General features: G+C 71.2%; 24 protein-coding genes and 1 pseudogene. 14 read left to right on the forward strand and 11 right to left on the reverse strand.

Annotated features, from left to right (window positions below):
• Positions 1 to 133 precede the first annotated feature (133 nt).
• Positions 134 to 337, forward strand: a complete 204-nt coding sequence (locus ACWCXB_RS03585; protein ID WP_450718572.1) for an antitoxin — start codon at positions 134 to 136, stop codon at positions 335 to 337.
• A gap of 41 nt (positions 338 to 378) precedes the next feature.
• A complete protein-coding gene (locus ACWCXB_RS03590) occupies positions 379 to 819 on the forward strand; it encodes a CBS domain-containing protein (RefSeq protein WP_450718574.1) in 441 nt (146 codons plus the stop codon).
• Positions 820 to 894: 75 nt separating this feature from the next.
• Here ACWCXB_RS03590 and ACWCXB_RS03595 read toward each other — a convergent pair whose 3' ends face one another.
• Entirely contained in the window at positions 895 to 1890 is a 996-nt protein-coding gene (locus ACWCXB_RS03595) for a class F sortase (protein WP_450718576.1), read from the reverse strand.
• Between the two features lie 266 nt (positions 1891 to 2156).
• A complete protein-coding gene (locus ACWCXB_RS03600; RefSeq protein WP_450718578.1) occupies positions 2157 to 3374 on the reverse strand; it encodes a hypothetical protein in 1218 nt (405 codons plus the stop codon).
• Positions 3375 to 3765: 391 nt separating this feature from the next.
• Here ACWCXB_RS03600 and ACWCXB_RS03605 point away from each other — a divergent pair, with 391 nt between their 5' ends.
• A complete protein-coding gene (locus tag ACWCXB_RS03605; RefSeq protein ID WP_450718580.1) occupies positions 3766 to 5811 on the forward strand; it encodes a phosphocholine-specific phospholipase C in 2046 nt (681 codons plus the stop codon).
• 66 nt (positions 5812 to 5877) lie between these two features.
• On the opposite strand, the gene ACWCXB_RS03610 is transcribed toward ACWCXB_RS03605, so the two are convergent.
• Positions 5878 to 6393 (reverse strand): carboxymuconolactone decarboxylase family protein, encoded by a 516-nt coding sequence (locus ACWCXB_RS03610; protein ID WP_450718582.1) that lies wholly within the window; start codon positions 6391 to 6393, stop codon positions 5878 to 5880.
• Between the two features lie 14 nt (positions 6394 to 6407).
• Here ACWCXB_RS03610 and ACWCXB_RS03615 point away from each other — a divergent pair, with 14 nt between their 5' ends.
• Together ACWCXB_RS03615 and ACWCXB_RS03620 are read left to right on the forward strand one after the other, a co-directional pair.
• Complete coding sequence (locus ACWCXB_RS03615; protein WP_450718584.1) at positions 6408 to 6914, forward strand: MarR family winged helix-turn-helix transcriptional regulator; 507 nt, start codon at positions 6408 to 6410, stop codon at positions 6912 to 6914.
• Between the two features lie 106 nt (positions 6915 to 7020).
• The gene (locus ACWCXB_RS03620; RefSeq protein WP_450718586.1) at positions 7021 to 8010 is read left to right on the forward strand and encodes an aldo/keto reductase; all 990 of its coding nucleotides are present in this window, start codon (positions 7021 to 7023) and stop codon (positions 8008 to 8010) included.
• A gap of 175 nt (positions 8011 to 8185) precedes the next feature.
• Here the strand turns inward: ACWCXB_RS03620 and thpR are convergent, their stop codons facing one another.
• The 3 genes from thpR to ACWCXB_RS03635 are packed head-to-tail and all read right to left on the reverse strand — an operon-like array spanning position 8186 to position 10631.
• The gene (thpR, locus tag ACWCXB_RS03625; protein WP_450718588.1) at positions 8186 to 8752 is read right to left on the reverse strand and encodes an RNA 2',3'-cyclic phosphodiesterase; all 567 of its coding nucleotides are present in this window, start codon (positions 8750 to 8752) and stop codon (positions 8186 to 8188) included.
• A 51-nt stretch (positions 8753 to 8803) separates the two neighbouring features.
• Positions 8804 to 10165 carry an MFS transporter gene (locus ACWCXB_RS03630; protein ID WP_450718590.1) on the reverse strand — a complete coding sequence of 454 codons (1362 nt, stop codon included), beginning with the start codon at positions 10163 to 10165 and terminating at the stop codon, positions 8804 to 8806.
• A gap of 28 nt (positions 10166 to 10193) precedes the next feature.
• Positions 10194 to 10631 carry a MarR family winged helix-turn-helix transcriptional regulator gene (locus ACWCXB_RS03635; protein ID WP_450718592.1) on the reverse strand — a complete coding sequence of 146 codons (438 nt, stop codon included), beginning with the start codon at positions 10629 to 10631 and terminating at the stop codon, positions 10194 to 10196.
• A 132-nt stretch (positions 10632 to 10763) separates the two neighbouring features.
• Between ACWCXB_RS03635 and ACWCXB_RS03640 the strand changes: the two genes are divergently transcribed.
• Positions 10764 to 10946, forward strand: coding sequence for a ribbon-helix-helix protein, CopG family (locus ACWCXB_RS03640; RefSeq protein WP_450718594.1), 183 nt, complete (start codon positions 10764 to 10766; stop codon positions 10944 to 10946).
• Positions 10947 to 10970: 24 nt separating this feature from the next.
• Here the strand turns inward: ACWCXB_RS03640 and ACWCXB_RS03645 are convergent, their stop codons facing one another.
• Positions 10971 to 12446, reverse strand: coding sequence for an NCS2 family permease (locus ACWCXB_RS03645; protein ID WP_450718596.1), 1476 nt, complete (start codon positions 12444 to 12446; stop codon positions 10971 to 10973).
• Positions 12447 to 12638: 192 nt separating this feature from the next.
• On the opposite strand from ACWCXB_RS03645, the gene ACWCXB_RS03650 reads away from it, so the two are divergent.
• On the forward strand, positions 12639 to 12914 hold the full coding sequence (locus tag ACWCXB_RS03650) for a DUF2530 domain-containing protein (RefSeq protein ID WP_450718598.1): 276 nt from the start codon (positions 12639 to 12641) through the stop codon (positions 12912 to 12914).
• Positions 12915 to 13049: 135 nt separating this feature from the next.
• On the forward strand, positions 13050 to 15503 hold the full coding sequence (locus ACWCXB_RS03655) for an HAD-IC family P-type ATPase (RefSeq protein WP_450718600.1): 2454 nt from the start codon (positions 13050 to 13052) through the stop codon (positions 15501 to 15503).
• A gap of 146 nt (positions 15504 to 15649) precedes the next feature.
• On the opposite strand, the gene ACWCXB_RS03660 is transcribed toward ACWCXB_RS03655, so the two are convergent.
• Positions 15650 to 18748: a sacsin N-terminal ATP-binding-like domain-containing protein gene (locus ACWCXB_RS03660; RefSeq protein ID WP_450718602.1), complete on the reverse strand. Its 3099-nt coding sequence runs from the start codon at positions 18746 to 18748 to the stop codon at positions 15650 to 15652.
• Positions 18749 to 19464: 716 nt separating this feature from the next.
• Positions 19465 to 20373, reverse strand: a complete 909-nt coding sequence (locus ACWCXB_RS03665; protein WP_450718604.1) for a DUF3027 domain-containing protein — start codon at positions 20371 to 20373, stop codon at positions 19465 to 19467.
• Positions 20374 to 20652: 279 nt separating this feature from the next.
• On the opposite strand from ACWCXB_RS03665, the gene ACWCXB_RS03670 reads away from it, so the two are divergent.
• From ACWCXB_RS03670 to ACWCXB_RS03685, 4 genes are all read left to right on the forward strand, one after another.
• Positions 20653 to 22026 carry an MFS transporter gene (locus ACWCXB_RS03670; RefSeq protein WP_450718606.1) on the forward strand — a complete coding sequence of 458 codons (1374 nt, stop codon included), beginning with the start codon at positions 20653 to 20655 and terminating at the stop codon, positions 22024 to 22026.
• Positions 22027 to 22184: 158 nt separating this feature from the next.
• Positions 22185 to 22661, forward strand: coding sequence for a DUF2771 domain-containing protein (locus ACWCXB_RS03675; RefSeq protein WP_450718608.1), 477 nt, complete (start codon positions 22185 to 22187; stop codon positions 22659 to 22661).
• Positions 22662 to 22686: 25 nt separating this feature from the next.
• Positions 22687 to 23421 (forward strand): futalosine hydrolase, encoded by a 735-nt coding sequence (locus ACWCXB_RS03680; RefSeq protein WP_450718610.1) that lies wholly within the window; start codon positions 22687 to 22689, stop codon positions 23419 to 23421.
• Positions 23418 to 24260 (forward strand): 1,4-dihydroxy-6-naphthoate synthase, encoded by an 843-nt coding sequence (locus tag ACWCXB_RS03685; protein ID WP_450718612.1) that lies wholly within the window; start codon positions 23418 to 23420, stop codon positions 24258 to 24260. The genes ACWCXB_RS03680 and ACWCXB_RS03685 overlap by 4 nt, the downstream gene beginning before the upstream one ends.
• A gap of 36 nt (positions 24261 to 24296) precedes the next feature.
• Here ACWCXB_RS03685 and ACWCXB_RS03690 read toward each other — a convergent pair whose 3' ends face one another.
• Positions 24297 to 24680, reverse strand: coding sequence for a cold-shock protein (locus tag ACWCXB_RS03690; protein ID WP_385414414.1), 384 nt, complete (start codon positions 24678 to 24680; stop codon positions 24297 to 24299).
• Between the two features lie 162 nt (positions 24681 to 24842).
• On the opposite strand from ACWCXB_RS03690, the gene ACWCXB_RS03695 reads away from it, so the two are divergent.
• Positions 24843 to 25091 (forward strand): hypothetical protein, encoded by a 249-nt coding sequence (locus ACWCXB_RS03695; protein ID WP_450718614.1) that lies wholly within the window; start codon positions 24843 to 24845, stop codon positions 25089 to 25091.
• Here the strand turns inward: ACWCXB_RS03695 and ACWCXB_RS03700 are convergent.
• The gene (locus tag ACWCXB_RS03700) at positions 25070 to 25714 is read right to left on the reverse strand and encodes an HAD family hydrolase (RefSeq protein WP_450718616.1); all 645 of its coding nucleotides are present in this window, start codon (positions 25712 to 25714) and stop codon (positions 25070 to 25072) included. The genes ACWCXB_RS03695 and ACWCXB_RS03700 overlap by 22 nt on opposite strands.
• 1 nt (position 25715) lies before the next feature.
• On the opposite strand from ACWCXB_RS03700, the pseudogene ACWCXB_RS03705 reads away from it, so the two are divergent.
• Positions 25716 to 25895, forward strand: a pseudogene (locus ACWCXB_RS03705) (iron chelate uptake ABC transporter family permease subunit); the annotation flags it as partial.
• Positions 25896 to 25900: the final 5 nt, after the last annotated feature.

Genomic DNA, 25900 nt, shown 5'->3' on the forward strand with positions numbered 1-25900 from the left:
CGCGCGAAGGGAATGTGACAGGTCCCGGGGGACCGAATCTCCGGAGTCTTTCCGGCCTCCTCCCGCGAGGATGCGAACGGTGCGGAGGGAGGTGACCCTGGAGAGGCGGGGGGCAACCTCAAGGAGGATGTCCATGTCGATGATGGACAAGATCAAACAGATGTTCAAGGGTCACGAGGACACGGCCTCGCAGGGCGTCGACAAGGCCGGCGACACGTTCGACGAGAGGACCCAGGGCAAGTACAGCCGCCAGACCGACACGGCCCAGGACAAGCTCAAGGAACAGTTCGGCGGCGACCAGGGCGGCCAGGGCCAGGACCGGCCCCCGCAGCCCTGACCATCACCGCACGCCCCTTCAGTGGCGAAGGTAGGGAAGCAATGACCGGGAACACCCAGCTCACCGCCCGCGACATCATGACCGGCGGCGTCCAGTGCATCGGCGCGCACCAGTCGCTGCAGGAAGCAGCGAAGATGATGCGCGACCTGAATGTCGGCTGTCTGCCCATCTGCGGCGACAACAATCGACTCACGGGCCTGATCACCGACCGCGACATCGTCGTGCAGTGCTGCGCCGAAGGCATCGACCCCGCGACGGTCCAGGCCGGCTCGCTGGCCGGCGAGCTGCACTGGATCGACGCGACCGCGGGCGCCGACGAAGCCCTCGCAACGATGGAACAGCACCAGATCAAACGGCTCCCGGTGATCGACGTCCAGCAGGGGCACCAGCTGGTCGGCATGATCACGGAGGCCAACCTCGCGAGGAACCTCACGGACGCGCAGATCGCGGAGTTCGCGACCCGGGTGTACGCGAACGCCTGACGCGCCCCCGGAGGATGCCACCGCACGCCGCGGGGCGGGGCCGGTCGCCCCGCCCCGCGGCGTGCGGAGCGCTGTTCACCTCGCTGCCGGTGCGGCCGGCGCGGCCGGTGACTTCGGGACTGCCGGTGCGGCCGGTGCGGCTGGTGATTTCGGTACCACCGGCGCGGCCGGCGCGGCCGGTGACTTCGGGACTGCCGGTGCGGCCGGCGCGGCTGGTGATTTCGGTACCACCGGCGCGGCCGGTGACTTCGGTACTGCCGGTGCCACCGGCGCGGCCGGTGACTTCGGTACCACCGGCGCGGCCGGTGACTTCGGTACCACCGGCGCGGCCGGTGACTTCGGTACTGCCGGTGCCACCGGCGCGGCCGAGGTTGCCGGCGCTTTCGGTACGGCCGGCTTTTTTGGTACTGCCGGTGTTTTCGGTACCGCCGGTGCCGGGACGCGGCGGCTGGACTCGAGGTGGGCGAAGACCACCAGGTTCTCCGTGTAGTCCTTGGCCGTCCTGTCGTATTCGCCGGCGCAGGTGATCAGGCGCAGCTGTGCGGACGGCGTGTCGTTGTAGACCCGCTCGTTCGGGAACTTCGCCTTGCTGAAGGACTCGACGGAGTCGACCTTGAAGGTGGCGACGGTGTTGTCCTCACGGGTGATCTCGATCTTGTTACCCGGCTTGACCTCGCTGAGGCCCACGAACACCGCGGGACCGGTCAGGGTGTCGAAGTGGCCCGCGACGATCGAGGTGCCGCGTTCGCCGGGGGTGGGACCGCGCTGGTACCAGCCGACGAGGTTGTTGTTGTTGGGCGGTGGGGGGTTGAGCTGTCCGGTCGCGTTGAGCGTCAGCGGGATGAAGGGCGCGTCGACGGAGATGATGGGGATCCTGAGCCGCTTGGGGACCGAGCGGGGCAGCGCCGGGCCGGCGGGGGCGGTCGACGGGCCGGACTCACCGGCGGAGGGACCAGCGGCTCTGGGGGTGACCGTCACCGAAGGGGCGGACCCGTTGCCCACCGCGTTGGGGTCGAGCGAACCGTAGACCAGGAGAGCGCCCACCCCCACCGATGCGGCAGGCCACAGCAAGGCCTTCCGGATGGACCCGAAGGAACGTACGGACCGTTGCGGGGATCGGCCGGGCGGCTGCCGGAAGATCATGTGAGCGTGCCTTTCGGTGCTGGGTAAAGCGGTGTGAGGGTGCGGGCACGGATGCGGGTGCGGGCACGGATGCGGGTGCGGGCACGGATGCGGGTGCGGATGCGGGTGCCGAGGAACGCCACCGCCGCGGCCACCGTCCTTGGACGACGGTGGCCGCGACAACTCAGCGATGGGCTACTGCAGGGGCGGCCGCATCAGATCTGCGCGCCGCCAGTGGCGTTGCGACGACGCAGCTTGTAGATGCCGGCGCCGATGCCACCGAGCATCAGGGCCGAGCCGGCGGCCAGGCTGCTGCTGTTCGTGGCGAGGCCACCGCCGCCGGTGTGCGTACCACCGTTGGGCTTGTCCTCGTCGTCATCGTCGTCGTCATCGTCGTCGTCATCGTCGTCGTCGTCGTGGTCGCCCTTGTCGTGGTCGTCGTGGTCGTGGTGCTTCTTCCAACCACCCTTGTCGTGGTCGTCCTTGTCGCCCTTGTCGTGGTCGTCCTTGTCGCCCTTGTCGTGGTCGTCCTTGTCGCCCTTGTCGTGGTCGTCCTTGTCGGAGTCCTCGGAGATCACACGGGCCAGGAAACCGCCACCGGCGTCGACACCACCGTTGGGCTTGTCCTCGTCGTCATCGTCGTCGTCATCGTCGTCGTCGTGGTCGTCGTCGTCGTGGTCGCCCTTGTCGTGGTCGTCCTTGTGGTGGTGCTTCTTCCAACCACCCTTGCCGTGGTCGTCCTTGTCGCCCTTGTCGTGGTCGTCCTTGTCCCCCTTGTCGTGGTCGTCCTTGTCGCCCTTGTCGTAGTCGTCCTTGCCGCTCTTCTCCGCCTTGTCGGAGTCGTCCTTGTCGCTCTTCTCCCCCTTGTCGTAGTCGTCCTTGCCGCTCTTCTCCGCCTTGTCGTAGTCGTCCTTGCCGCTCTTCTCCGCCTTGTCGGAGTCGTCCTTGCCGCTCTTCTCCGCCTTGTCGGAGTCGTCCTTGCTGCTCTTCTCCGCCTTGTCGGAGTCGTCCTTGTCGCTCTTGTCGGAACCGTCGTCGACGATCACGCGAGCCAGGGCGCCACCGCCGGTGTCCGTGCCACCGTTCGGCTTGTCCTCGTCGTCATCGTCGTCGTCGTCATCGTCGTCGTCGTCGTGGTCGTCGTCGTCGTGGTCGCCCTTGTCGTGGTCGTCGTGGTCGTGGTGCTTCTTCCAGCCCTTGTCGTGGTCGTCCTTGTCGCCCTTGTCGTGGTCGCCCTTGTCGTAGTCGTCCTTGTCGCCCTTGTCGTGGTCGCCCTTGTCGTAGTCGTCCTTGTCGGACTCGTCGTCTCGACTGGCGGCGGATCCGGCGGCAGCACGGTCGTCGGCGACGGCGATCGCGTAGGCGGCGGGAGCAGTAACGGAGAGAACCGCGGTGATTGCGGCTGAGATCCACAGGGTGCGGGCAGAGCGCATGGGAGCACATTCCTTTCGCCGCGACTGCGACGGCTGACACGTCGTCGGCTCATCGGATCGCAGCAGCGACTTCGTACACCGTCAGCCGGAATCCGGGGGCTCACCACCCGAGAACCCTGCATTCGAGCTACCCCCTGGGCTTTTCGGGTGGCGATAAGGCCGATAATCACCCGTTGGAGGGCCACACGGAGCGAGTCGCTCGCCGCGCGCCCGTCCTCCGCCCGCTACACCCGCCCGGCCCGTCCCGCGCCCGGCCCCCGGCCCCCGACCCCCGGCCCGGACGCAACATTCGGTGTCGTCGCGCTGAACACTCCTGCACGGTCATTGACCCTCACAGCTCCCGGCCCGAGGCTTCCCCCGTCCTCTGACCGTCACCTCGAAGGGTCCGCAGGTGGATCGTCGTAAGTTCCTGGGAGTGGCCGCCGCAGCGGCCGGGGCCGCCGGCCTCCCCGCACTCGAACTCGGAACGGCCCCGCAGGCCGGGGCCACTCCGGCGGGCATCCCCGCCGCCGCGACTGCCGCCGCAGCCACCGGCACGCTCGCGGACGTCAAGCACGTCGTCGTCCTCATGCAGGAGAACCGCAGCTTCGACCACTACTTCGGGCGCCTCAAGGGCGTCAGGGGCTTCTCCGACCGCAGCGCCCTGCTCCTCGACGGCGGCCGCACGATCTTCGAACAGAAGAACGGAACGGGCCGTCAGTACCCGTGGTCGCTCGGCGCGACCACGGGCGGCAACCCCCGTCTCCTCGCCCAGTGCAGCGACGGACTCGGCCACACCTGGAGCACGCAGCACGGCGCCTGGAACCAGGGCCTGCTGGACAACTGGTCCGCATCCGTCGGGGGCGTACGGACCATGGGGTACCTGGACCGCGCGGACATCCCCTTCCACTACGCGCTGGCCGACGCCTACACCGTCTGCGACGCGTACTTCTGCTCCGCCCTCAGCGGCACGGGCGCGAACCGCGCGTTCCTGTGGAGCGGAAAGACAGACAGCACCCACTACGACGGCGGCGAACTGCACGGCTGCACATGGAAGACGTACGCCGAGAACCTCCAGGACGCCGGCGTGTCCTGGAAGGTCTACCAGCGGGCCAGTGACAACTTCGGCGACAACGCGCTTGCGTACTTCGACCAGTTCGCGAACGCGGCTCCCGGCAATCCGCTGTACGACCGCGGAATGGCCTCCGTACCCGGCACCAAGCCCACCCACGAGGCGATAGCGGACGCGATCCGCGCCGACGTCACGGCGGGGACGCTGCCTCAGGTGTCGTGGATCGTCGCCGACGCCGAATTCTCCGAGCACCCCTCCGGCGGCCCGCCGGGAGACGGCCACCACTTCGTCAGCATGGTGCTCCAGGCCCTCAACGCGGATCCGGACGTCTTCAACTCCACCGCCCTGTTCCTCAACTACGACGAGAACGACGGCTACTTCGACCACGTAGCGCCGCCCGTCCCGCCCAGCGGCACCCCGGACGAGCTCGTCATCGGCGGGAAGCCGGTCGGACTCGGCTTCCGCGTGCCCATGATCGTGATCTCACCGTGGACGCGGGGCGGCTGGGTCAGCTCCGAGGTCTTCGACCACACGTCGGTCATCCGCTTCCTGGAGCGGTGGAGCACGGCGATCGGCAGGCCCGCCCAGTGCCCCAACATCAGCGGGTGGCGCCGGAAGGTGTGCGGCGACCTGACCGGCCTGTTCGACTTCGCCTCACCGGTCTACGGGCTCCCTTCGCTGCCCGCGACCTCCGTCATCGGCTCGGCCTGCGACGGCGTGCCCAACCCCGCACCGCCGAACAACACCCTTCCCGCGCAGGAGTCGGGCACCAGGCCGGCGAAGGCGCTGCCGTACCAGCCCAACGGCTACCTCGACAGACTCGAGTTCGGCGCGAGCGGGAAGGTCCTGACCTGGTTCGCGATGGCCAACGAGGGCACGACGGCGAGGAGCGCCGCGCACTTCTCCATCCACCCCAACGCCTACCGCTCCCGCACCCCCTGGCAGTACACGGTCGACGCCGGCGGCAAGCAGGAGGACTACTTCAACGTCGGCTCCGGCTACGGCGACGGCGCGTACGACATCAGCATGTACGGCCCGAACCGCTTCATGCGGCGCTTCAAGGGCAACGCCACGACAGCGGGCAAGGACGTCTCCGTACGGAGCTATTACGCCGTGCAGAGCGGCACCGGCAAGACGGCGGTCTGGTTCTCGATGAGGAACGCCTCGTCCTCGGCCGTCACCTTCACCATCACGGCGAACAACTACCGCTCCGACGGGCCCTGGACGTACTCGGTGCCCGCGGGCGGGAGCGTGGACGACTACTTCAACGCGGTGGCGTACCAGCAGGGCTGGTACGACCTGACGGTGACCGTGAGCTCCGACGCGGCCTGGTCCCAGCGGTTCACCGGGCACATCGAGACGGGGGCGGCGAGCGTCTCGGGCTAGGTCCTGTCCGGCCTGATCGACCGGACAGGGCCTAGGGAGTGTCCGGCGGATCTTGCTGGGCACCCCCTAGCCCGCGGCGCGCGTGAGGCGGTTCGCGAACGTCGACATCGTGTAGGTGCCGATGCCGAGGACGACGTCGAGGGCGCCCCGCGCAGTGTGGCCGTACGAGAAGAAATCACGGAGGGCGTCGTCGCCGACGGCGCCCTTCGTCGCGAGCACATCGAGCGTGAACTTCCGTACGGCTTCGAGGTGTTCGTGTCCGTCGGGCAGCGGGCGCGCTTCACGCAGGGCGTCGACCAGTTCCTCGGGCGCGCCCAGCGCGCGCAGCTTGGCCGTGTGCATCTCGACGCACACATGGCAGTCGTTGCGGACGGCGACGGTCATGATGACGGTCTCGCGGGCCATCGGCTCCAGGCTGCTGCTCTCGAACGCCGCGCTGAGCCACAGGAAGCCGCCCAGCAGCTGGGGCGATTCGGCGATGCGGGCCACGGCCTCCGGCAGCCGGCCGAGGTTCCGTACGACCGACTCCATGGCCGTGCGGGATGCGGGCGGGGCGGTCTCCAGGGTGTGGTCGGTGAACACGTACGCCTCCTAGAATGGACAACGTGGTTGACGAAAAAAAGGTAAACCAAGTTGTCGAGTCGGGCAAGGGATACGAGCTTCCGCTGCTCCTCTTCGCGGGCTTCCGCACCCTCATCGACCGCCTCCACGCCGAGCTGGCCCGCCAGGGCCACCCGGACGTGCGGCCCGCGCACGGCTTCGCGATGCAGGCGATCGGGATCGACGGCGCGACGGCGAGCGAGATCGGGCGGCGGCTCGGGGTCTCCAAGCAGGCGGCCGGCAAGACCGTCGACCGGCTCGTCGCGTTCGGCTACGCGGAACGCGTCGACGACCCGGCCGACGCCCGCCGCAAGACCGTCCGCCTCACCCCGCACGGCCTGGACGCCCTCGCCCGCTCGGCCGCCGTCTTCGACGAGCTCCGGGCGGAGTGGGCCCGCGCCCTGGGCGAGGAGGAGCTGAGCGCACTGGAGGACGGGCTGCGTACCGTCGTCCCCGCCGATGCGTTCCGGCTCGACGCGGCGGGCTGGTTCGGCGGCGCGTAGCGACAGCGGCGCGTGACCACGGCGGGCACGGGATCGCCGACACGAACGGCCGACAACGGCCGCACCTCTTGCCTGGAGTGCGCTCCAACGCGTTGGCTTGTGGACCATGAAGTACACGCAGCTCGGACGCACGGGACTCAAGGTCGGCCGACTCGTCCTCGGCACGATGAACTTCGGACCGCAGACCGACGAGGCCGACAGCCACACGATCATGGACGCCGCGCTCGATGCGGGCATCAACCTCTTCGACACGGCCAATGTCTACGGGTGGGGCGAGAACAAGGGCCGCACCGAGACGATCATCGGCAACTGGTTCGCCAAGGGCGGCGACCGCCGCGACAAGGTGGTCCTGGCCACCAAGGTGTACGCCAACATGGGCACGGAGGACGAGGCCTGGCCCAACCACGACAAGCTCTCCGCGCTGAACATCCGCCGCGCCGTCGAGGCGAGCCTCAGGCGGCTGCAGACCGACCACATCGACCTCTACCAGTTCCACCACATCGACCGGGACACCCCGGTCGAGGAGATCTGGCAGGCCATCGACGTACTGATCCAGCAGGGCAAGATCCTCTACGCGGGGTCGTCGAACTTCCCCGGCTGGAAGATCGCCCAGACCAACGAGACCGCGCGCCGACTGGGCTCGTACGGGCTGGTCAGCGAGCAGTGCCTGTACAACCTGGCCGAGCGCCGCGCCGAGATGGAGGTCATCCCGGCCGCGCAGGAGTACGGCCTCGGGGTCATCCCCTGGTCGCCGCTGCACGGTGGCCTGCTCGGCGGGGTGATCAAGAAGGAGGTCGAGGGCGGCCGCCGGGCCTCCGGCCGGTCGGCGGACTCGCTTGCCAACAGCTCCGTACGCGCGCAGGTGCAGGCGTACGAGGACCTGCTCGACAAGCACGGTCTGGAGCCCGGCGAAGTGGCGCTCGCCTGGCTGCTCACCCGGCCCGGGGTGACCGGACCGATCGTCGGCCCGCGCACCGCGGATCAGCTGGCGTCGGCGCTGCGGGCGGTCGAGCTGGAGCTGAGCGAGGAGCTGCTGGCGGAGCTGGACGGGATCTTCCCGGGCCCGGGGCCCTCTCCGGAGGCCTTTGCCTGGTAGTCGCCCCCGGCGGTCGTGCTCACCGACCGAGCACGGCCGCCACTCCGACGATCGCGAACATCAGCACGAGCACACCGGCCATGATCCGGTTCCTGGTCTTCGGGTCCACCCGTCGAGCGTAACCGCATCGAGAAGATGATCTATATCGCGGTGCCAGGCCTGGCCGCCCCACGCGTCAGCCGCCGAGCGGCCAGGCCTCGATCGTCTCGTAACGCGGCTGCCGCTCGCCCGTGATGCCGCCCCTCGGCAGATTGCTGCGGAAGAGCACCAACTCGGACACGGTCCAGGGCCGGCCCTCGAAGCCGGCCAGCGCGTCGACGTACGGGTGCAGATTCGTGTTCTCACGGGTACGGGCGATCGTCAGATGCGCGTGGTAGGCGCGGTGCTCGTCCATCGACACTCCCGTCCGCCGCGCCGCCGCGTCCGTGCGCTCGGCGAGCATCCGCATCGCGTCGAGGCCGCCCGCGGCCCCGATCCACAGCGCCCGTCGGCCGAAATGCCCGCCCTCGTGCAACCGCAGCCGGAACGCCTCACTGCGGTGGGCGGCCCGCCCGAGCCGCTCGCGCAGCTCGGGCAGGAGCGCTTCGTCCACCTCCCCCATGAAGGCGAGCGTGAAGTGCCAGCCGGGCCGCCCGGTCCAGCGCAGCGCGTCCGCGTCAGGGAGCGTGTGCAGCCGGTCGACGGCGGCCCCGAGCTCCTGTAGGGCTTCCTCGGGCGGCACGACGGCGGCGAAGAGTCTCATACGGCCAGTCTGCTGCAATCCGACCGGCCGCACCGGTGCCTCCAGGACGGTTCACGCCGCCGTCGCGACGGGCACGCGGGGCTCCTCGCGCGGTACGAAGCGCACATGCGGGCGGCCGGACCGCAGGTCGATCCGTACGCGCAGGCCGCCGACCCGCGCCAGGATCAGGCCGATCGCCGCGGCGGCGGCGACCGCGACCGCGCCGCCCGTCGCGAAGCCGACGCGGACGCCGTACGTGTCGGTGATCCAGCCGACGATGGGCGCGCCCACGGGCGTACCGCCGACGAAGACCATCATGTAGAGGCTCATCACACGGCCCCGCATCACCGGGTCCGTGGCCATCTGGACCGACGAATTGGCGGTGACGTTGACCGTCAGGCCCATCATCCCGATCGGGACGAGCAGCAGCGCGAAGAGCCAGAAGGACGGCGAGAGGGCCGCGGCGATCTCCAGGACGCCGAACAGCGCCGCCGCCCCGACCAGCATCCGCAGCCGGGACGAGCCACGGCGGGCGGAGAGCAGGGCGCCCGCCAGGGAGCCGGCCGCCATCAGGGTGTTGAGCAGGCCGTACGTACCGGCGCCCGCGTGGAAGACCTTGTCCGCGAACGCGGTCAGCCAGATCGGGAAGTTGAAGGCGAACGTACCGATGAAGCCGACCAGCACGATCGGCCAGATCAGCTCGGGCCGCCCGGCGACGTACTTCAGCCCCTCCCTCAGCTGCCCCTTGCCCCGAGGCGCCCGCTCCACCTTGTGGAGCTCGCTCGTGCGCATCAGCAGCAGTCCGGTGATCGGCGCGAGGAAGGACAGGCCGTTGAGCAGGAACGCCCAGCCGCTGCCGACGGCGGTGATCAGCACACCGGCGACGGCCGGGCCGACGAGCCGCGCGGACTGGAAGTTCGCGGAGTTGAGGCTGACGGCGTTCCGCAGCTGCTGCGGGCCGACCATCTCGGAGACGAAGGACTGCCGTGCCGGATTGTCGACGACCGTGACCATGCCGAGCAGGAACGCGATGAGATAGACGTGCCAGACCTGGACATGGCCGGACAGGGTCAGTACGGCGAGGGCGAGCCCGCACAGGCCGAGCGCGCCCTGGCTGAAGAGCAGGATGCGGCGCTTGGGGCAGCGGTCGGCGATGACGCCCCCGTACAGACCGAAGAGCAGCATCGGCAGGAACTGCAGGGCTGTCGTGATACCGACGGCGGCGGCGGAACCGGTGAGGCTGAGGACCAGCCAGTCCTGGGTGATACGGGCCATCCAGGTGCCCGTGTTGGAGACGATCGCTCCGGTGAAGAACAGCCGGTAGTTGCGTGTCTTCAGCGAGCTGAAGGTGCTGCGGTCGGTGTCGCGGGTGTCGTGGGTGTCGTGGGTGGGGTTCGGTGCGGGTGCGGAGTCTGCTCCGGGTCCCGTACTCAAAAGGGTTCGCCTCCTCAGGTCCGTGGCTCTAAAGGTGTGCGAGCTTCTCCAGCACGGGGGCGGCAGCGCGCAGCTTCGCCCACTCGTCCTCGTCCAGGCCCTCGGCGAGGGATGCCAGCCAGGCGTTCCGCTTGCGGCGGCTCTCCTCGAGCATGGCCTCGGCCCGCTCGGTCTGGCTGACCACCTTCTGCCGGCGGTCGTCGGGGTGCGGCTCCAGCCGGACCAGCCCCTTGGCCTCCAGCAGCGCCACGATGCGGGTCATCGACGGCGGCTGGACATGCTCCTTGCGGGCCAGCTCACCGGGTGTGGCCGAGCCGCAGCGGGCGAGGGTGCCGAGCACCGACATCTCGGTGGGGCTCAGCGATTCGTCGACGCGCTGATGCTTCAGGCGGCGGCCCAGCCGCATGACGGCCGAGCGGAGTGAGTTCACGGCGGCGGCGTCGTCGCCGTGGGTCAGGTCAGGCATGTTCCTTAGAATAACTCATTACTCTACCTAAAGACCAGCGGGTTTCGGCCCGGCTCGATGTATCACCCATATGAGTGAGACGGATCCGGAAAGTGACGCACTGGCCGGTTCCCGCCAGCGAATCTGGCTGACATGTCATCGACAGTGCTCAGCCTGCGGATAGACGGAGAGCTGCTCGACCGGCTCCGTCAGCACGCCGCCAAACGCGGAATGAGCGTCCAGGACTATGTGGTCCGGACGCTCATTCGCGACGACTTCGACGAACGCTTCAAGGCGGCCGTCGACGAGACGGAGAAGTTCTACGGGCTGACGTGAGCCCGAACCCTCACATGGGGCCCGCTACGTGAGGCCCAGTGCCGGCATGGCGTAGTAGAAGACGAACACCGCCGACACGACGTACATCGCCACCGGCACCTCGCGGCCGCGCCCGACCGCGAGCCGCAGCACGCTGAAGGCGATGAAGCCGATCCCGATGCCGTTCGTGATCGAGTACGTGAACGGCATCATCACCATCGCCAGGAACGCCGGAACGGCGATCGTGAAGTCGCTCCAGTCGATGTCCTTGACCGACCCGGCCAGGATCAGGAAGCCGACGGCCAGCAGCGCGGGCGTCGCCGCCTGGGACGGCACCATCGTCGCGAGCGGCGTCAGGAACAGCGCCACCGAGAACAGCGCGCCGGTGACGACGGACGCGAGGCCGGTACGGGCTCCCTCGCCGACGCCGGCCGTGGACTCCACGAAGCAGGTGTTGGCGGACGACGATGTGGCGCCGCCCGCGGCGACCGCGATGCCGTCGACGATCAGCACCTTGTTGATGCCCGGGAAGTTGCCCTTCTTGTCCATCAGCTTCGCCTCGTCACCGACGCCCAGGATCGTGCCCATCGCGTCGAAGAAGCAGGACAGCAGCACGGTGAACACGAACAGCGCGCCGGTGAGGAAGCCGACCTTCCCGAAGCCGCCGAACAGGCTGACCTGGCCGACCAGACCGAAGTCGGGCGTCGCGAGCGGGTTGCCCGGCCACTCCGGGACGGTCAGGCCCCATGCCTGGCCCGGCAGCTTCGCGATCAGCTGGATGACGAGCGCGACGACCGTCATCACGACGATCGAGATCAGGATCGCGCCGGGCACCTTGCGGATGATCAGCGCGAGCGTGAGCAGCGCACCGAGCACGAAGACGAGGACCGGCCAGCCGCTCAGGTGGCCGGTGAGACCCAGCTGGAGCGGGACGGTGGTGTGGGCGGCGTCGGGGATGCGGGAGACGAAGCCCGAGTCGACGAGGCCGATCAGCATGATGAAGAGGCCGATACCGATCGCGATGCCCTTGCGCAGGCCGAGCGGTACGGCGTTCATGACGCGTTCGCGCAGACCCGTCGCGACGAGCAGCATCACCACCAGACCGGCGAGGACGACCATGCCCATCGCGTCCGGCCAGCTCATCCGGGGGGCGAGCTGGAGGGCGACGACGGTGTTCACGCCGAGGCCCGCGGCCAGCGCGATCGGGACGTTGCCGATGACACCCATGAGCAGGGTGGAGAAGGCGGCGGTGAGCACGGTGGCGGTGACCAGCTGGCCGCCGTCGAGCTGGTGGCCGTACATGTCCTTCGCGCTGCCGAGGATGATCGGGTTCAGCACGATGATGTAGGCCATCGCGAAGAAGGTGGCGAAGCCGCCGCGGATCTCACGGGGGATCGTGGAGCCACGCTCGGAGATCTTGAAGAAGCGGTCGAGGCGACCGAGGGCGCCGGGACCGCCGTGACCGGAATCCGGCCGCTGCGGCTGCTGGACGTCCGCAGGAGCGGTGGCCGTGGGGGGCATGCGAGACCTCGTCGGTGTTTCTGGTTCTTGGCCGGTTTCTTGGATGTTCATACGAACAAAACCGGTCGGACACAAACCGCTTCAGTATGAACGCATATGCCGAAGATCGGTATCTCCGCGCGTAGAAGCCTGTGACTGCTGGGGCCTCAGGGGCCCCGGGGGACCTCGAACCGGCCCGCCTACACTGACCGCATGGCGAAGTGGACCCCCAAGCACGAGGCACCCGAGCCCCTGGAGGGGCCCGTCGTCGCCACCATCACCGGCGGCACGATCCTCTGGTTCGTCCTCTTCCTGGTCCAGGTCCCCTTCTACGGCTGGTACGACGACCGCGATCTGACCTGGTGGATCTGGACCTGCCTGGCCGGCGGCGGGCTCGGCCTCATCGGCATCTGGTACGTCCGCAAGCGCGACGCGGCGATCAAGCGCGCGCAGGCGGCGCGCAGCGAGACGAAGCACGCGGAGCAGTAGCGGGGGCGCCGCCGCGCCCGGGCCCCGGGCGGCCCGGCCGATACCGGACGCCCGACCGCGCCCGCCGGTACCGGGTACGTAGGTGCCCGCCTCCCCAGGGGGTGAACGCCGCCCCGTCGCCGTAACGTCGAGAACATGACTCAGCGGGCTGAGACCGGCGGAGACGGATCCGACCCGAGCGGGCGGGTGGTCATCGACGCGGGCGCGGAGCTCGACCCCGTGCACCCCGTGAAACCGCCCGTGCTCCACCGGCCCGGCGGGCTCAGCGCCGCCGAGGTGGCCGAGCGGGTCGCGCGCGGGGAGGTCAACGACGTACCCGTACGGAGCAGTCGCTCCACCGTCGACATCGTCCGCGGCAATGTCTTCACCCGCTTCAACGCGATCATCGGCGTGCTCTGGGTGATCATGTTCTTCGTCGCGCCGTTCCAGGACACCCTGTTCGGTTTCGTCATCCTCGCCAACACCGGCATCGGCATCATCCAGGAGCTCCGCGCCAAGAAGACCCTCGACGGGCTCGCCGTCATCGGCGAGGCGAAACCCCTCGTGCGGCGCGACGGGATCGCCGCCGAGGTGTCCACGTCCGACATCGTCCTCGGGGACCTCATCGAACTCGGACCGGGCGACAAGGCCGTCGTCGACGGCGAGATCGCCGAGGCCGACAACCTGGAGATCGACGAGTCCCTCCTGACCGGCGAGGCCGACCCCGTCCTCAAACGCGCCGGCGACCCCGTCATGTCGGGCAGCTTCGTGGTCGCGGGCGGCGGCGCCTTCACCGCCACCAAGGTCGGCCGTGCGGCGTACGCCGCGCAGCTCGCCGAGGAGGCGTCCCGCTTCACGCTCGTCCACTCCGAGCTGCGCTCCGGCATCTCCACGATCCTCAAGTACGTGACGTGGATGATGGTCCCGACCGCGCTCGGACTGATCATCAGCCAGCTGGTGGTGAAGGGGGACAACTTCAAGGACTCGGTCGCCCGGGCCGTCGGCGGCATCGTCCCGATGATCCCCGAGGGGCTCGTCCTGCTCACCTCTGTCGCCTTCGCGATCGGCGTCATCCGGCTCGGCCGCAAGCAGTGCCTCGTCCAGGAGCTGCCCGCGATCGAGGGGCTCGCGCGGGTCGACGTCGTCTGCCTCGACAAGACGGGCACCCTCACCGAGGGCGGTATGGACGTCGCCGAGCTGCGGCCGCTCAACGGCTTCGACGAGACGTACGTACGGAAAGTGCTCGGCGCGCTGGGCGAGTCCGACCCGCACCCCAACGCGTCCCTGCAGGCGATCATCGACGCGTATCCGGACAGCGACGAATGGCGCTGCACCCGGTCGCTGCCCTTCTCCTCCGCACGCAAGTACAGCGGCGCCGCGTTCAGCGAGGGCGACGGCCAGAGCTCCACCTGGCTGCTCGGCGCGCCCGACGTCCTGCTGCCGGACGAGGACCCCGCTCTCGCCGACATCGACCGGCTCAACGAGCGGGGGCTGCGCGTGCTGCTCCTCGCGCGCGCCGCCGGGGAGCTGGACGCCCCCGACATCGCGGCGAACGCCCTGCCCACCGCCCTGGTCGTCCTGGAGCAGCGGCTACGGCCCGACGCCGCGGACACCCTGCACTACTTCGAGGAGCAGGACGTCCGCGCCAAGGTCATCTCCGGCGACAACGCGGTGTCCGTGGGCGCGGTCGCCGGAAAGCTCGGCCTGCCGGGCGCGGCCCGCACGATGGACGCCCGCCGGCTGCCCGCCGAGCCGGGCGCAATGGCCGCCGAGCTCGACGCGAACGCGGTGTTCGGCCGCGTCACCCCGCAGCAGAAGCGGGACATGGTCGGCGCGCTCCAGTTCCGCGGACACACGGTCGCGATGACGGGCGACGGCGTCAACGACGTCCTCGCCCTCAAGGACGCCGACATCGGCGTCTCGATGGGATCGGGCTCCGAGGCGACCAAGGCGGTCGCCCAGATCGTGCTCCTCGACAACAGCTTCGCGACGCTGCCGTCCGTCGTCGCCGAGGGCCGCCGGGTCATCGGCAACATCACGCGCGTCGCCACGCTCTTCCTGACGAAGACCGTCTACTCCGTGCTGCTCGCGATCCTGGTGGTCTGCGCACAGGTGGAGTACCCCTTCCTGCCCCGCCACCTGACCCTGCTGTCGACGCTGACGATCGGCGTCCCGGCCTTCTTCCTGGCCCTGGCCCCCAACAAGGAGCGCGCGAAACCGCACTTCGTCCGCCGGGTCATGCGGTACGCGATCCCGGGCGGCATCATCGCGGCGGCGGCGACCTTCACGACGTACCTCCTCGCCCGCTACCACTACGCCGGTCCCGGCGCCCTGGCGGCCGAGACCAGCGCGGCGACGCTGACCCTCTTCCTGGTCGCGCTGTGGGTCCTGGCGATCATCGCCCGCCCCTACACCTGGTGGCGGCTCGGCCTGGTGCTGGCGATGGGGCTGGGCTTCCTCGTCGTCCTGGTCGTGCCTTGGCTGCAGGACTTCTTCGCGCTGAAGCTCGTGGGCACGACCATGCCGTGGGCGGCGGTGGCGGTCGCGGCGGTGGGGGCGGTGCTGCTGGAAATCGCGTGGCGGTGGGTGGACCGCCGGTTCCCGGCGTAGGGAGGGGGCGCCTGCGGCCCTTCTCCCAGTCCCGCGGTACCGGCACACCCAGCCCGTCCGGCGCTTGAGGACGGACACACCGGCCCGCCCGGCGGTACCGGGCGCACCCACCCCCACCGCACGGCGTAGAGGGCCAGGGGCGAGCCCTAGTCGAACCAGCGGTCCCGGGCCAGTTCCTCCGTGCGTGACGGGTCCTCCAGCAGCGCCGCGACCTCGAAGCGGCGGGGCCACTGGCCGGCCGCCCAGGCGAGGCCCGCCGCGACGCCCTCCAGGGTGGCGGCGTGGATGACGCCGTCGGGGGTGCGGCGCCAGTCGAGTTCGACGCCGCCCGCACGGAGCTCCTCGTGTTCGACGTACGTGTCGGGGGTCCCGGGGCCGAGCAGCGCGTGCACCGACGGGGGGACGTCGTGCTCCTCGCCCACCGTCGTCACCTCGGCCTCGACCACGTCACCGAGCCGGCCCACCTGGAACAGCTCCGCCAGGTCCGCCGCCCGGTCCGGGGCGACCGGCAGCAGCGGGCGGTCCTTGGCCAGCGGCAGCAGATCAGGCGCGTCGGCGACCAGGGCCTCCGAGGCGTCCACCACGCGCACCTCGCCGTCGACGACCGCGCGCAGCTCGTCCGGGAGCGTCACCTGCTCCGGGTCGAGGTCGGCCAGCGCCGTGTACAGGGCGTGCAGCTGGGCCGCGCTGACCGGGCGGTCCGGGTCGGCGAGCCGCCCCAGCAGCTCGGCGGCGCCGCCCGGCTCGTCGAGGAGCGCGGCGACGGAGGTCCGTACGCCCAGGGCGTGCAGCACCTGCTCGTCCTCGAAGCCGGTCGCGTCCGCGGAGTCGTAGAGACCGACCAGCAGCGGGTCGCCGCCGGACGCCCGCAGACCCGCCGGGCGGCGCCCGCCGAGCACCGGGTGGTCGCGCAGCCACCAGGCCGTGTACGGACGTACGGTCTCGGTCGTGCCGTCCGGCAGCAGCACCCGCACCGGCTGGGTGAGCGCGTCCCGCAGCGGCGGCTGGGCGAGCAGGGCGAGCGCCTGCGGCCAGCGGTCGTCGTCGACCAGGTCGAGGTCCCGTACGGCCACGATCTCCGTGGCGACCGGCGGCACCGGCGCTTCCGGCAGCCGGTCCAGTACGTCCTCGCACCACACGTCGACCGCGTCGAGCAGCCCCGCGTCGTCGGGCTCGGCGAAGTCCCCTTCGCGGGGCTCCAGTTCGTCGGGGTCGACGACGACGTCCGTGGCACGTACGAGCGCGAAGTTCGCCAGCACCCCGCAGGCGGCGAGCGGCTGCTCGCCCCAACGGTCGGCCAACTCGGCATCGCACAGGGCGAGTTCACCCTCGCGCATCACGGAGGCGAACGGGCTGCCGGGCAGCACGAGTTCACCGGCCGGAGCGAGTTCGCCGTCCTCGTCGGGCAGGGCCAGCGCGCCCAGCCAGGGCTCGTCGCCGGGGTCCAGTCCCGCGTCCCGGACCAGTGCGAGCACGATCTCCGCGAGCTCCTCGCTGTCAGGGGCGTCCTCCTCCCACAGGTCGCCCCCGTCGTCGAGGGACGCGGCTACAGCGGCCCGCACCTGGGGCGTGGTCAGCACCGCGCGGGGCGTGGCGGGCAGCGCGCCGAGCTTTTCGAGGAGGGGGTGTGCGGCGTCCGGGTGGGCCACCTTCAGCCCGAACCGGCCGAGACCGGCGGGTGTCTCGGGGGTCGGGAGGAGGACCTGGCGCGGGCCGATGGTGGTGCGGGTGGCCCCGGTCAGCGGCACGGGAAGGCCGGTCAGCCGCTCGGGGTCCACGCCGGCGAGGCTGTCGTACAGGCTCCGCCACCACGACGGGTCGCGTTCGATCCCGGCGAGCCGGTCGATCGCCTCCGTCAGCGGCACGCGCGCGACGCCGAGCGTCCGCAGCTCCACGCGGCGCTCGAGACCGGCGGGCAGCAGCGTCGGCAGCACATCGGCCAGTACGCGTACGGTCTCGGCGCCCGCGCCCTCGACGACCTCGGCCTCCAGCGGCCGCAGCGCGACGAAGTCTTCCGACGACAGAGCAGCCGGCGCGGCCGGGGCGAGGAACGAGACGCGGGGCAGCCGCTCCAGGATCGCCGCGCGCAGGGCGCCGTCGAGCGCGCCCTTGCCGAGCGGGCCCGGGACCAGGTCGATGGTGCCCGTGGAGACGGGCTGCCAGTCGCCGATGAGCTCGGCGTACGCCTCGGCCGCACGCTGGACCAGGAAGTCGGTGAGCGGGCCCGGCGCGGGGTGCCGGCGAGTGGTGTCCAGCGGGAGCGTCGCGATGAGCAGCGCGGGGACACCGAGGGGCTCGTCCGTGGGGGTCGGCGCGTGCACGACGGGTGCGGTGGCGGGGTACACGGGCGCGCCGTCGCCGTCCACGGGCACGGCCCAGGTGACGGTCCAGTGCGGCCGCAGCCGCTCCTCGACGGGGCGGTCGGCAAGGAGCGGGGCGTCGATGTCTCCGTGGTGGGTGACGACGCGCCAGCGGTTGACGCCGCGCGCGCTGTCCTCGATGTGGACGTACGGGCCCTGCTCGGAACGGCGCAGGGTCCTTGCCCCGTCCGGGGTCTCCACGACGACCTCTTCCAGGCCGGGGAGCGTGAGCAGCAGCGCGTCGTCGATCCCGGTGAGGAGGCGCGCGACGAGGTCCTCGGCGGTGCCGTCGCGCAGCGGCAGGATCACGACCGTGTCGTAGCCGTCGGGGGCGCTGCCCTCGGCGGGCAGCGGGAGCCTCAGCAGCGGTACGTGGCCGTCGCGGCGGCGCAACTCGTCACCGAGGCCGGGGCTGGCCTGGGCGGCCTGCTGGGCGAGACCGCGGGCCTCGGCGAGCGACCACCGCACTCCGCCGTGCCTGCCGACGACGGCGGGCTCGTCGCTCACGGCGAGCACCGCGGCGAAACCGACGCCGAAGCGGCCGACGGCGGCCCGGTCGTTCTCGCGCTTGGCCGAGGCCCGCAGGGTGCTGAGCGACTCGACACCCGCCGCGTCCAGCGGGGCGCCGGTGTTCGCCGCGACGAGGGTGCCCTGGTCGAGGGTGAGCCGGAGGCGGCCCGGGACTCCGCCGCGGGCGGCGGCGTCCGCGGCGTTCTGGGCGAGCTCGACGACGAGGCGGTCGCGGTAGCCGCCGAGCGCGAGGTCCTCCTCGGCGTTGGCATCCTCCCGGAACCGTGCGGGGCTCGCGCCCCACGCGTCGAGCACCCCACGCCGCAGCCGCGCCGTCCCGAACGGGTCGGCCCCCTCGGTCGTCCTGACGCTCACGCCTGTCTCCGCTCTGTCCTGTTACCGGTGTACCTCAACCGCGGCCCGAAGGTATCGCGTACGGCCCGAACCGGGGGCGCAGCCCCCCACCCGTGGGCCGCGGCCTGGCGCGTTTTCGTCTGCGGGGTTTGTGCCCACCCTCCCCCAGAGCTTCGCCTGAGGGACCCCCGTCTCGCTTCGCTCGCCCTGCCGAACGACTGCCCACAAACCACGGCACCATTTCCCATCGGCGGCAGCCCCCACCGGCAACCACACCCGGGACGCGCAGGGGTCGTGTTCCGGACGTACAAGCGCCCGCAACTCGCGCGAAGCGCAGTGACCACGCGGCGCAGCCGCATATCGGATGCAGCGCAGTCCAGGACACCAGCCCCGGAGCGGACCCGGACGGCACCGACCCGGCACGGGGTGACCCCCGAAAACCCGGCCCGTCCGGTGCGTGCCCGGAACCGGGACACACCGCACCCCGAACCGCCGCGCCGGAGGCACCCCGCACACCCGGCACGGGTCCCCCGCCCGGGGGAGGGCCAGGGGGTGTCCGGTGGATCAGGCTGGATCAGCGAGCGCCCGCCGCGTGGCGGCTGATGTCACTGATGCGGCTTCGGATCCAGGCGGAGGTGGGGGTCGGCCCGAAGGGCTACGGGGGAGTCGGTGACCGCCGACAGCGCAGGAGACGGAGTCGCATGACGCCGCGAGCCCAGCAAGATCCGCCGGACCCCCTAGCTGTGGCCCAGGTCGTCCGGGGACGCCGCATCCACGTGGTCCGGGACCGAGCCGCTGTCCGGGGCCGGGCGCAGCGGGAATTCGTCCGGGCGCATCGTGTCGAGCACCGGCGGCGCCGGCCTCGGCGGCTTCGGCATGACGGCCGCTTCGGAGTGACCTCCGCACCCGTACGACAGGGACACGACCCGCCCGTCCGCCGGCGAGAACTCGTTCGCGCACACCCCGAACGCCTGCTTCAGCGACCCGCCGAGCGGCATCAGGAACGCGCAGGACACACACGTCGCGGGCGCTGCCTGCGCCATCGGTGTCTTCGCGCCGTACGCCTCTTCCCACCGGTCGGCGGCGACGTGCAGCCCGTACCGCGACAGGACGCGTGCCCGGCGCATCCCCAGTTCCTCCGCCACGGAGGTGATCGCGCCACGGGACGGCGCCCGCGTCACGATCTCCGCGTCCTCGGCGTCGACGCGCTCGGCCATCTCCTCGGAGACGGGCGAGTTCGGCGGGGGCGCGTCCTCGCCGGAGTACCCCGGCTCGAGCCGCAGGTCGTCGGCCTCGGTGGGCAGCAGGTCGCCCGGCCCCATGTCGCCCGGGCGCAGCCGCTCGCTCCAGGGCACCCACTCGGGTGCCAGCAGCGCGTCGGGGCCCGGCAGCAGGACGGTTTCGTCGAGGGTGACGACCTTCGCGCGGGAGGCCCGCGCCACGGTCACCGCCCAGCGCCATCCCCGGTACCCCGGTTCCTTGCACTCGAAGAGGTGGGTGACGACCCGGTCGCCCTCGGACACGAGGGCGACGTGCTCGCCCACCACCCCCGGCGCGGCCGCCTCCTCGGCGGCGGCGCGCGCGAGGTCTACCGCCTCGGCGCACAGACGGTCGGGGGTACGGCTTCGCGTCGTCGCAGCACTCACAGGTCTCGCTTCTCTCCTACGCCGTCTCACGGGTGCGCCGGCCGATTCGCGATGTACGGGCGGCGGGCGGAGCGGACCGGTGGGCCGCATCGACGTCCGCGCCCGGGCAATCAATCCCGTGCACGCCTACTGTCACCCATTCTGCGGGATGACGAAGAGGCGCGCGGCCGAGAACTACCGCCGTGGCGCGCTACGCACGCTACCCCCTCCGTGGCGCGCCGCCCACCTGCCCGTCCGAATCCCGGTTCGGGTCGAAGGCGCGTGGGGCACTATGACGAGGTGACAGCCGCGAGGTCGTCCCCTGTCGCCGGGCCGCTGAGCAGGGCGGGCCGGGCGGTCGGCCGTGCCCTGCACCTCCCGTTCACCGGTACGGCGAGAGGCATTCGCCGGGCGACCCACGCCCATGGCGCGGGCGAATCCGGGCTCGGCAAACTCATCGAACTCCACGCCGTCAACGGCGCGGGCGACGTCATGATCACCGTCGCGCTCGCCTCGACGGTGTTCTTCTCGGTCCCCACGGACGAGGCGCGCGGACGCGTCGCGCTCTATCTCGCGATCACGATGGCGCCGTTCACTCTTCTCGCCCCCGTCATCGGGCCGCTGCTGGACCACATCCCGCACGGCCGCCGCGCCGCGATGGCCGGGGCGATGATGACCCGCGCGGTGCTGGCGCTGACCATGTCGGGCGCGGTCGCGACGGGGGGCATCGAGCTGTATCCGGCCGCGCTCGGCGTGCTCGTGGCGTCGAAGGCGTACGGCGTCGTCCGCAGCGCGGTCGTCCCGAGGCTGCTGCCACCGCGCTTCGCCCTGGTGAAGGCCAACTCGCGGGTGACCCTCGCGGGCCTGGTCGCGACGGGGATCGCCGCGCCCATCGGGGCGGGGCTGCAGCAGATCGGCCCCGAGTGGCCGCTGTACGGGGCGTGCGCCATCTTCGTCGCCGGCACGTTCCTGGCGTTCAGCCTCCCCCACAAGGTCGACTCGGCGAAGGGCGAGCGCAAAGCGCACATGCTGACGCACGGGGAGCGCAAGCCGAGCCTGCGCACGGTCGGCCCGTCGGTGCTGCACGGGCTGCAGGCGAACGTGGCTCACCGCATGCTCTCCGGGTTCCTGATCTTCTTCCTGGCGTTCCTGCTGCGGGTGCATCCGATGGCGGGGCAGAGCGCGGCGGTGTCGCTGGTCATGGTGGGCGTGGCGGCGGGTGTCGGGAACGCCTGCGGTACGGCCATCGGGGCGTGGGTGAGGAACCGCCCGCCGGAGGTGATCGTCGCCACGGGCCTGTCGCTCGCGCTGTCGGCGGCGATCCTGGCGGCCGTGTTCTTCAGCCCGTTCATGGTGGCGGTGCTGGCCGGGGTGGCGGGTCTCTCGCAGGCGCTGTCGAAGCTGTCGCTGGACGCGATGATCCAGCGGGACGTTCCGGAGTCGGTGCGGACCTCGGCGTTCGCCCGTTCGGAGACGTTGCTGCAGATGGCGTGGGTGGTGGGCGGTGCGATCGGCATCTCCCTGCCGCTGAACGGTGTGCTGGGCATGGCGGTGGCCGCGGGGATCCTGGCGACGGGCGCGCTGCTGGCCATGCGCGGCCTGCTGGTGGCGTCGCGGCGCAGCACACCGCCGTCCCCCACGGGCCCGGTGAGCACCGCGCCGCGGGTGCGGTGACGAGCCGGGGACGGTCAGGGGGCGGACGGGGCCGGCCCGGCCCCAGGGGTGTCCTGTGGATCGGCCCGGCAAGATCCACAAGACACCCCCTGGGCCATCGGGACGCCACGCCGCACCCCCGCGCTGCGCGACACCGGGGGCCCGATAGCCTTCGGACCATGACCGTTGCGTTCTTCACCGGCAAGCACCGCCGGGCCGCCGCCGCCCTCGGTGCCGTGTCCGCCGGCCTCCTCGTACTCTCTGCCTGCGACAAGCCGACGCCGCTCGCGACCGTGACGGTCGGGACGAACTCGGTCACCACCGAGGCGGCCTGCTACAACGACGGCGACGCCATCAGGGAGTCGCTGATCCAGGGCTGCCTCAACAAGAAGGCCGCCAAGACCGTCGAGGTCTCGGTGGACGACCGGGTCCGCTTCGGCGTCGAGCCCGAGGTCGCCGAGAACGGCTGGACGCTGTTCATCGGCGGACAGCAGGCCGAGCCGGAGCCCTACCACAAGACGTACCGGTCGATCCCGGCCAGCGCGTTCTTCGCCACCCAGACCAGTGAGGCGACCAACACCGCGCAGGTCAGCATCGTCGAGACCACCGGCAAGAAGCTGACCGGCATCTGGCACTTCACGCTCAAGAAGTCCTGACCCGGTCCGGACCCACCGCTCACCCATGCGCGTACTCGTCGTGACCGCGGTGCCCGCGGAGGCGGACTCCGTCACCGCGGGCCGGGTGGTCACCACGCACGCCCTCCCGGGCGGTTACACCCTGCGCCGCTGTGCGGGCGCGGGCGCAACCGCGGGCGACGGCGTGACCGTGGACATCCTGGCCGCGGGGGTGGGCCCCGCGGCCGCGGCGGCGGGTACAGCGACGGCGCTGACCGCCGCGGCGTACGAGCCCTCGCCCGGGCCCACGTCCGGGTACGACCTCGTCGTGTCCGCCGGCATCGGAGGCGGGTTCCAGCCGGCCGCTCCCCTCGGCTCGGTCGTCGTCGCGGACGCCATCGTCGGCGCGGACCTCGGGGCCGACACGCCCGACGGCCATCTCGCCGTCGAGGAGCTCGGCTTCGGCCGCTCCGTGCACCTCCCGTCCCCGCTCTCGGCGCGGATCGCCAAGGCCCTGGACGCGGTGCGCGGGCCCGTGCTCACCGTGTCCACGGTGACCGGGACCGCCGCGCGTGCCGCGGAGCTGATCGCACGTCACCCCCGGGCCGCCGCCGAGGCGATGGAGGGGTTCGGGGTGGCCGAGGCCGCCACGGCCCACGGCGTGCCCGTCGTCGAGATCCGGGCCGTGTCGAACGCCGTCGGCCCGCGCGACCGGGACGCCTGGCGGATCGGCGAGGCCCTCGCCGCGCTGCGGCACGCGTTCGAGCTGCTCGGTCCCGTGTTCGAGGAGGAGGCCCGATGACCACCCTCAAGATCGCCTACTCGCCCTGCCCGAACGACACGTTCGTCTTCGACGCCTGGGCGCACGGCCGGGTCCCGGGCGCGCCCCGCCTCGACGTGACGTTCGCCGACATCGACATCACCAACGGCATGGCCGAGCGCGGCGAGTTCGACGTCCTGAAGGTGTCGTACGCCGTGCTCCCCTACGTACTCGACGAGTACGCCCTGCTGCCCTGCGGCGGCGCGCTCGGCCGCGGCTGCGGCCCGCTCGTGCTGACCCGCGAGCCGGGCATGGAGCTGGCGGGCAGGACCGTTGCCGTACCGAGCGAGAAGTCGACCGCGTATCTGCTCTTCCGGCTCTGGGCGGCGGAGGTCGTCCCGGAGGGAGTGGGGCAGATCGTCGTCCTGCCGTTCCACGAGATCATGCCGGCGGTGCGGGACGGAAAGGTCGACGCGGGTCTCGTCATCCACGAGGCGCGCTTCACCTATCAGGACTACGGGCTGCACTGCCTCGCCGACATGGGCGAGCACTGGGAGTCCACGACCGGGCTGCCGATCCCGCTGGGCGCGATCATCGCCAAGCGCTCACTGGGCGCGGAGACCCTGAAGCTGGTGGCCGAGTCCGCCCGCACATCCGTCCGTATGGCCTGGGACGACCCGAAGGCCTCACGCCCGTACGTACTCGAACACGCGCAGGAGATGGACCCGGCGGTCGCCGACCAGCACATCGGGCTGTACGTCAACGAGTTCACGGCCGGCCTCGGCGAGGCCGGCTATGCCGCGGTCCGCGGACTGCTCACGCGTGCGGCGGCCGAGGGGCTGGTGCCGCCCCTCGGCCGGGATGCGCTGGCGTTCGTCTAGGCGTCCAGGCGTCTAGGCGTCCAGGCGTCTAGGCGCCTAGACGTCGAGCTGGTCGGCGACCGCGCGCAGCAGGCCCGCGATCTTCTTGCCGTGGGCCTTGTCGGGGTAGCGGCCGCGCTCCAGCGACGGCGTGATGTTCTCCAGGAGCGTCGTCAGGTCCTGCACGATCGACGCCAGTTCGTCGGGCTTGCGGCGCTGCGCCGCGGCGACGGACGGGGTCGGGTCCAGCACCGTCACCGAGAGCGCCTGGTCGCCGCGCTGACCCGCGACGACACCGAATTCGACCCGCTGCCCGGGCTTGAGGCTGTCGACTCCGTCAGGAAGCACCGACGAGTGGACGAAGACGTCGCCGCCGTCGTCCCGGGAGAGAAAGCCGAAGCCCTTCTCGCTGTTGAACCACTTGACCTTGCCGGTAGGCACGTCTGTCCTCGTCCTCGTACTCGTCGGGAATTGCGAAAGAAAACCGGTCTGTACAGCACTGCAGCGGGTCGCCCGACCCGCCACCACCCAAGGCTAATGGTCCAGGGCCCACTGACAAGACGTCCCCGGTGGTTCCTGTGCGCTGGGAACTACCCTGGTCGGGTGACTCACGAAACCCAAGCGAATTCGGCCGGACCCGGCGACGGGCTCGTCCGCGTCGGCGCGATCGTTTTCATCGTCGGCGCTGTGGCCACTCTGGTCACGGTGGCCCCGCTGTTCCTCGGTACGGAACCGTTCCCGCCGTTCGCGTACGCCGTCTGCATGCTGATGGGCGTCGGGTTCCTGATCGCGGGTGCGGGGGTGCTGCGGTCGATCGCGGCGCAGCGCCGTCAGGCGCGTTCCTCCGCGTAGGCGGCCAGCCAGCCGGGGAACGCGGTGAGGTCCGGCAGGACCACGTCCGCCCCCGCCTCCCTCAGCTCGTCCTCCGCGCACGGCCCGGTCGGTACGGCGACGGAGAGCGCCCCTGCCGTACGGGCCCCGCGTACGTCCCCGGTGTGGTCGCCGACGTACACCCGTGCCGCGTGCTCGCGCAGAGCCTCCGCCTTGGCCTCCGCCCACAGCCAGCCGATCACCGCGTCGGGCTGTATGCCGAGGTGGTCGAGGTGCAGCTGGGCGTTGGGCTCGTGCTTGGCCGTGACGACGATCGCGCGGCCGCCGAGCGCCTGGACGGCGGTGACGGCCTCGCGGGCGCCGGGCATCGCCAGGGTCGGGGCGATGGCGTACGCGGGGTAGAGCTCCCGGTAGCGGTTGCCCATCTCCTGGACGCGGTCGTCGGGGAACCAGTGCGCGAGTTCCTGCTCCAGAGGCGGCCCGAGCCGGGTGACCGCGAGATCGGCGTCGATGTGGACGCCCGTCTCGGCGGAGAGCGCGAGGTAGGCGGCGTGGATGCCGGGGCGGGAGTCGATCAACGTCATGTCGAGGTCGAAACCGACGGTCAGGGGGGTCCGGGGACGGGGCAGAGGTTCGCGGGCCATGCGGGCCATTGTGCCCGTGCGGGAGGCGCCGGCCCGGCTGCATGGACTGGGGCGCGCTTGGCCAAGCCTTACCAGCGACGCCGCCCAGGTCGTACGGCAGCTCCGGCTGCCGCGCACGCTCATCGGCCTGATGGTCGGCGCGGCGCTCGCGCCGGCGAGCACGGTGCTGCAGGGCCTCACCGTGTC

It is taken from the genome of Streptomyces sp. NPDC001514 (genome assembly GCF_053597075.1).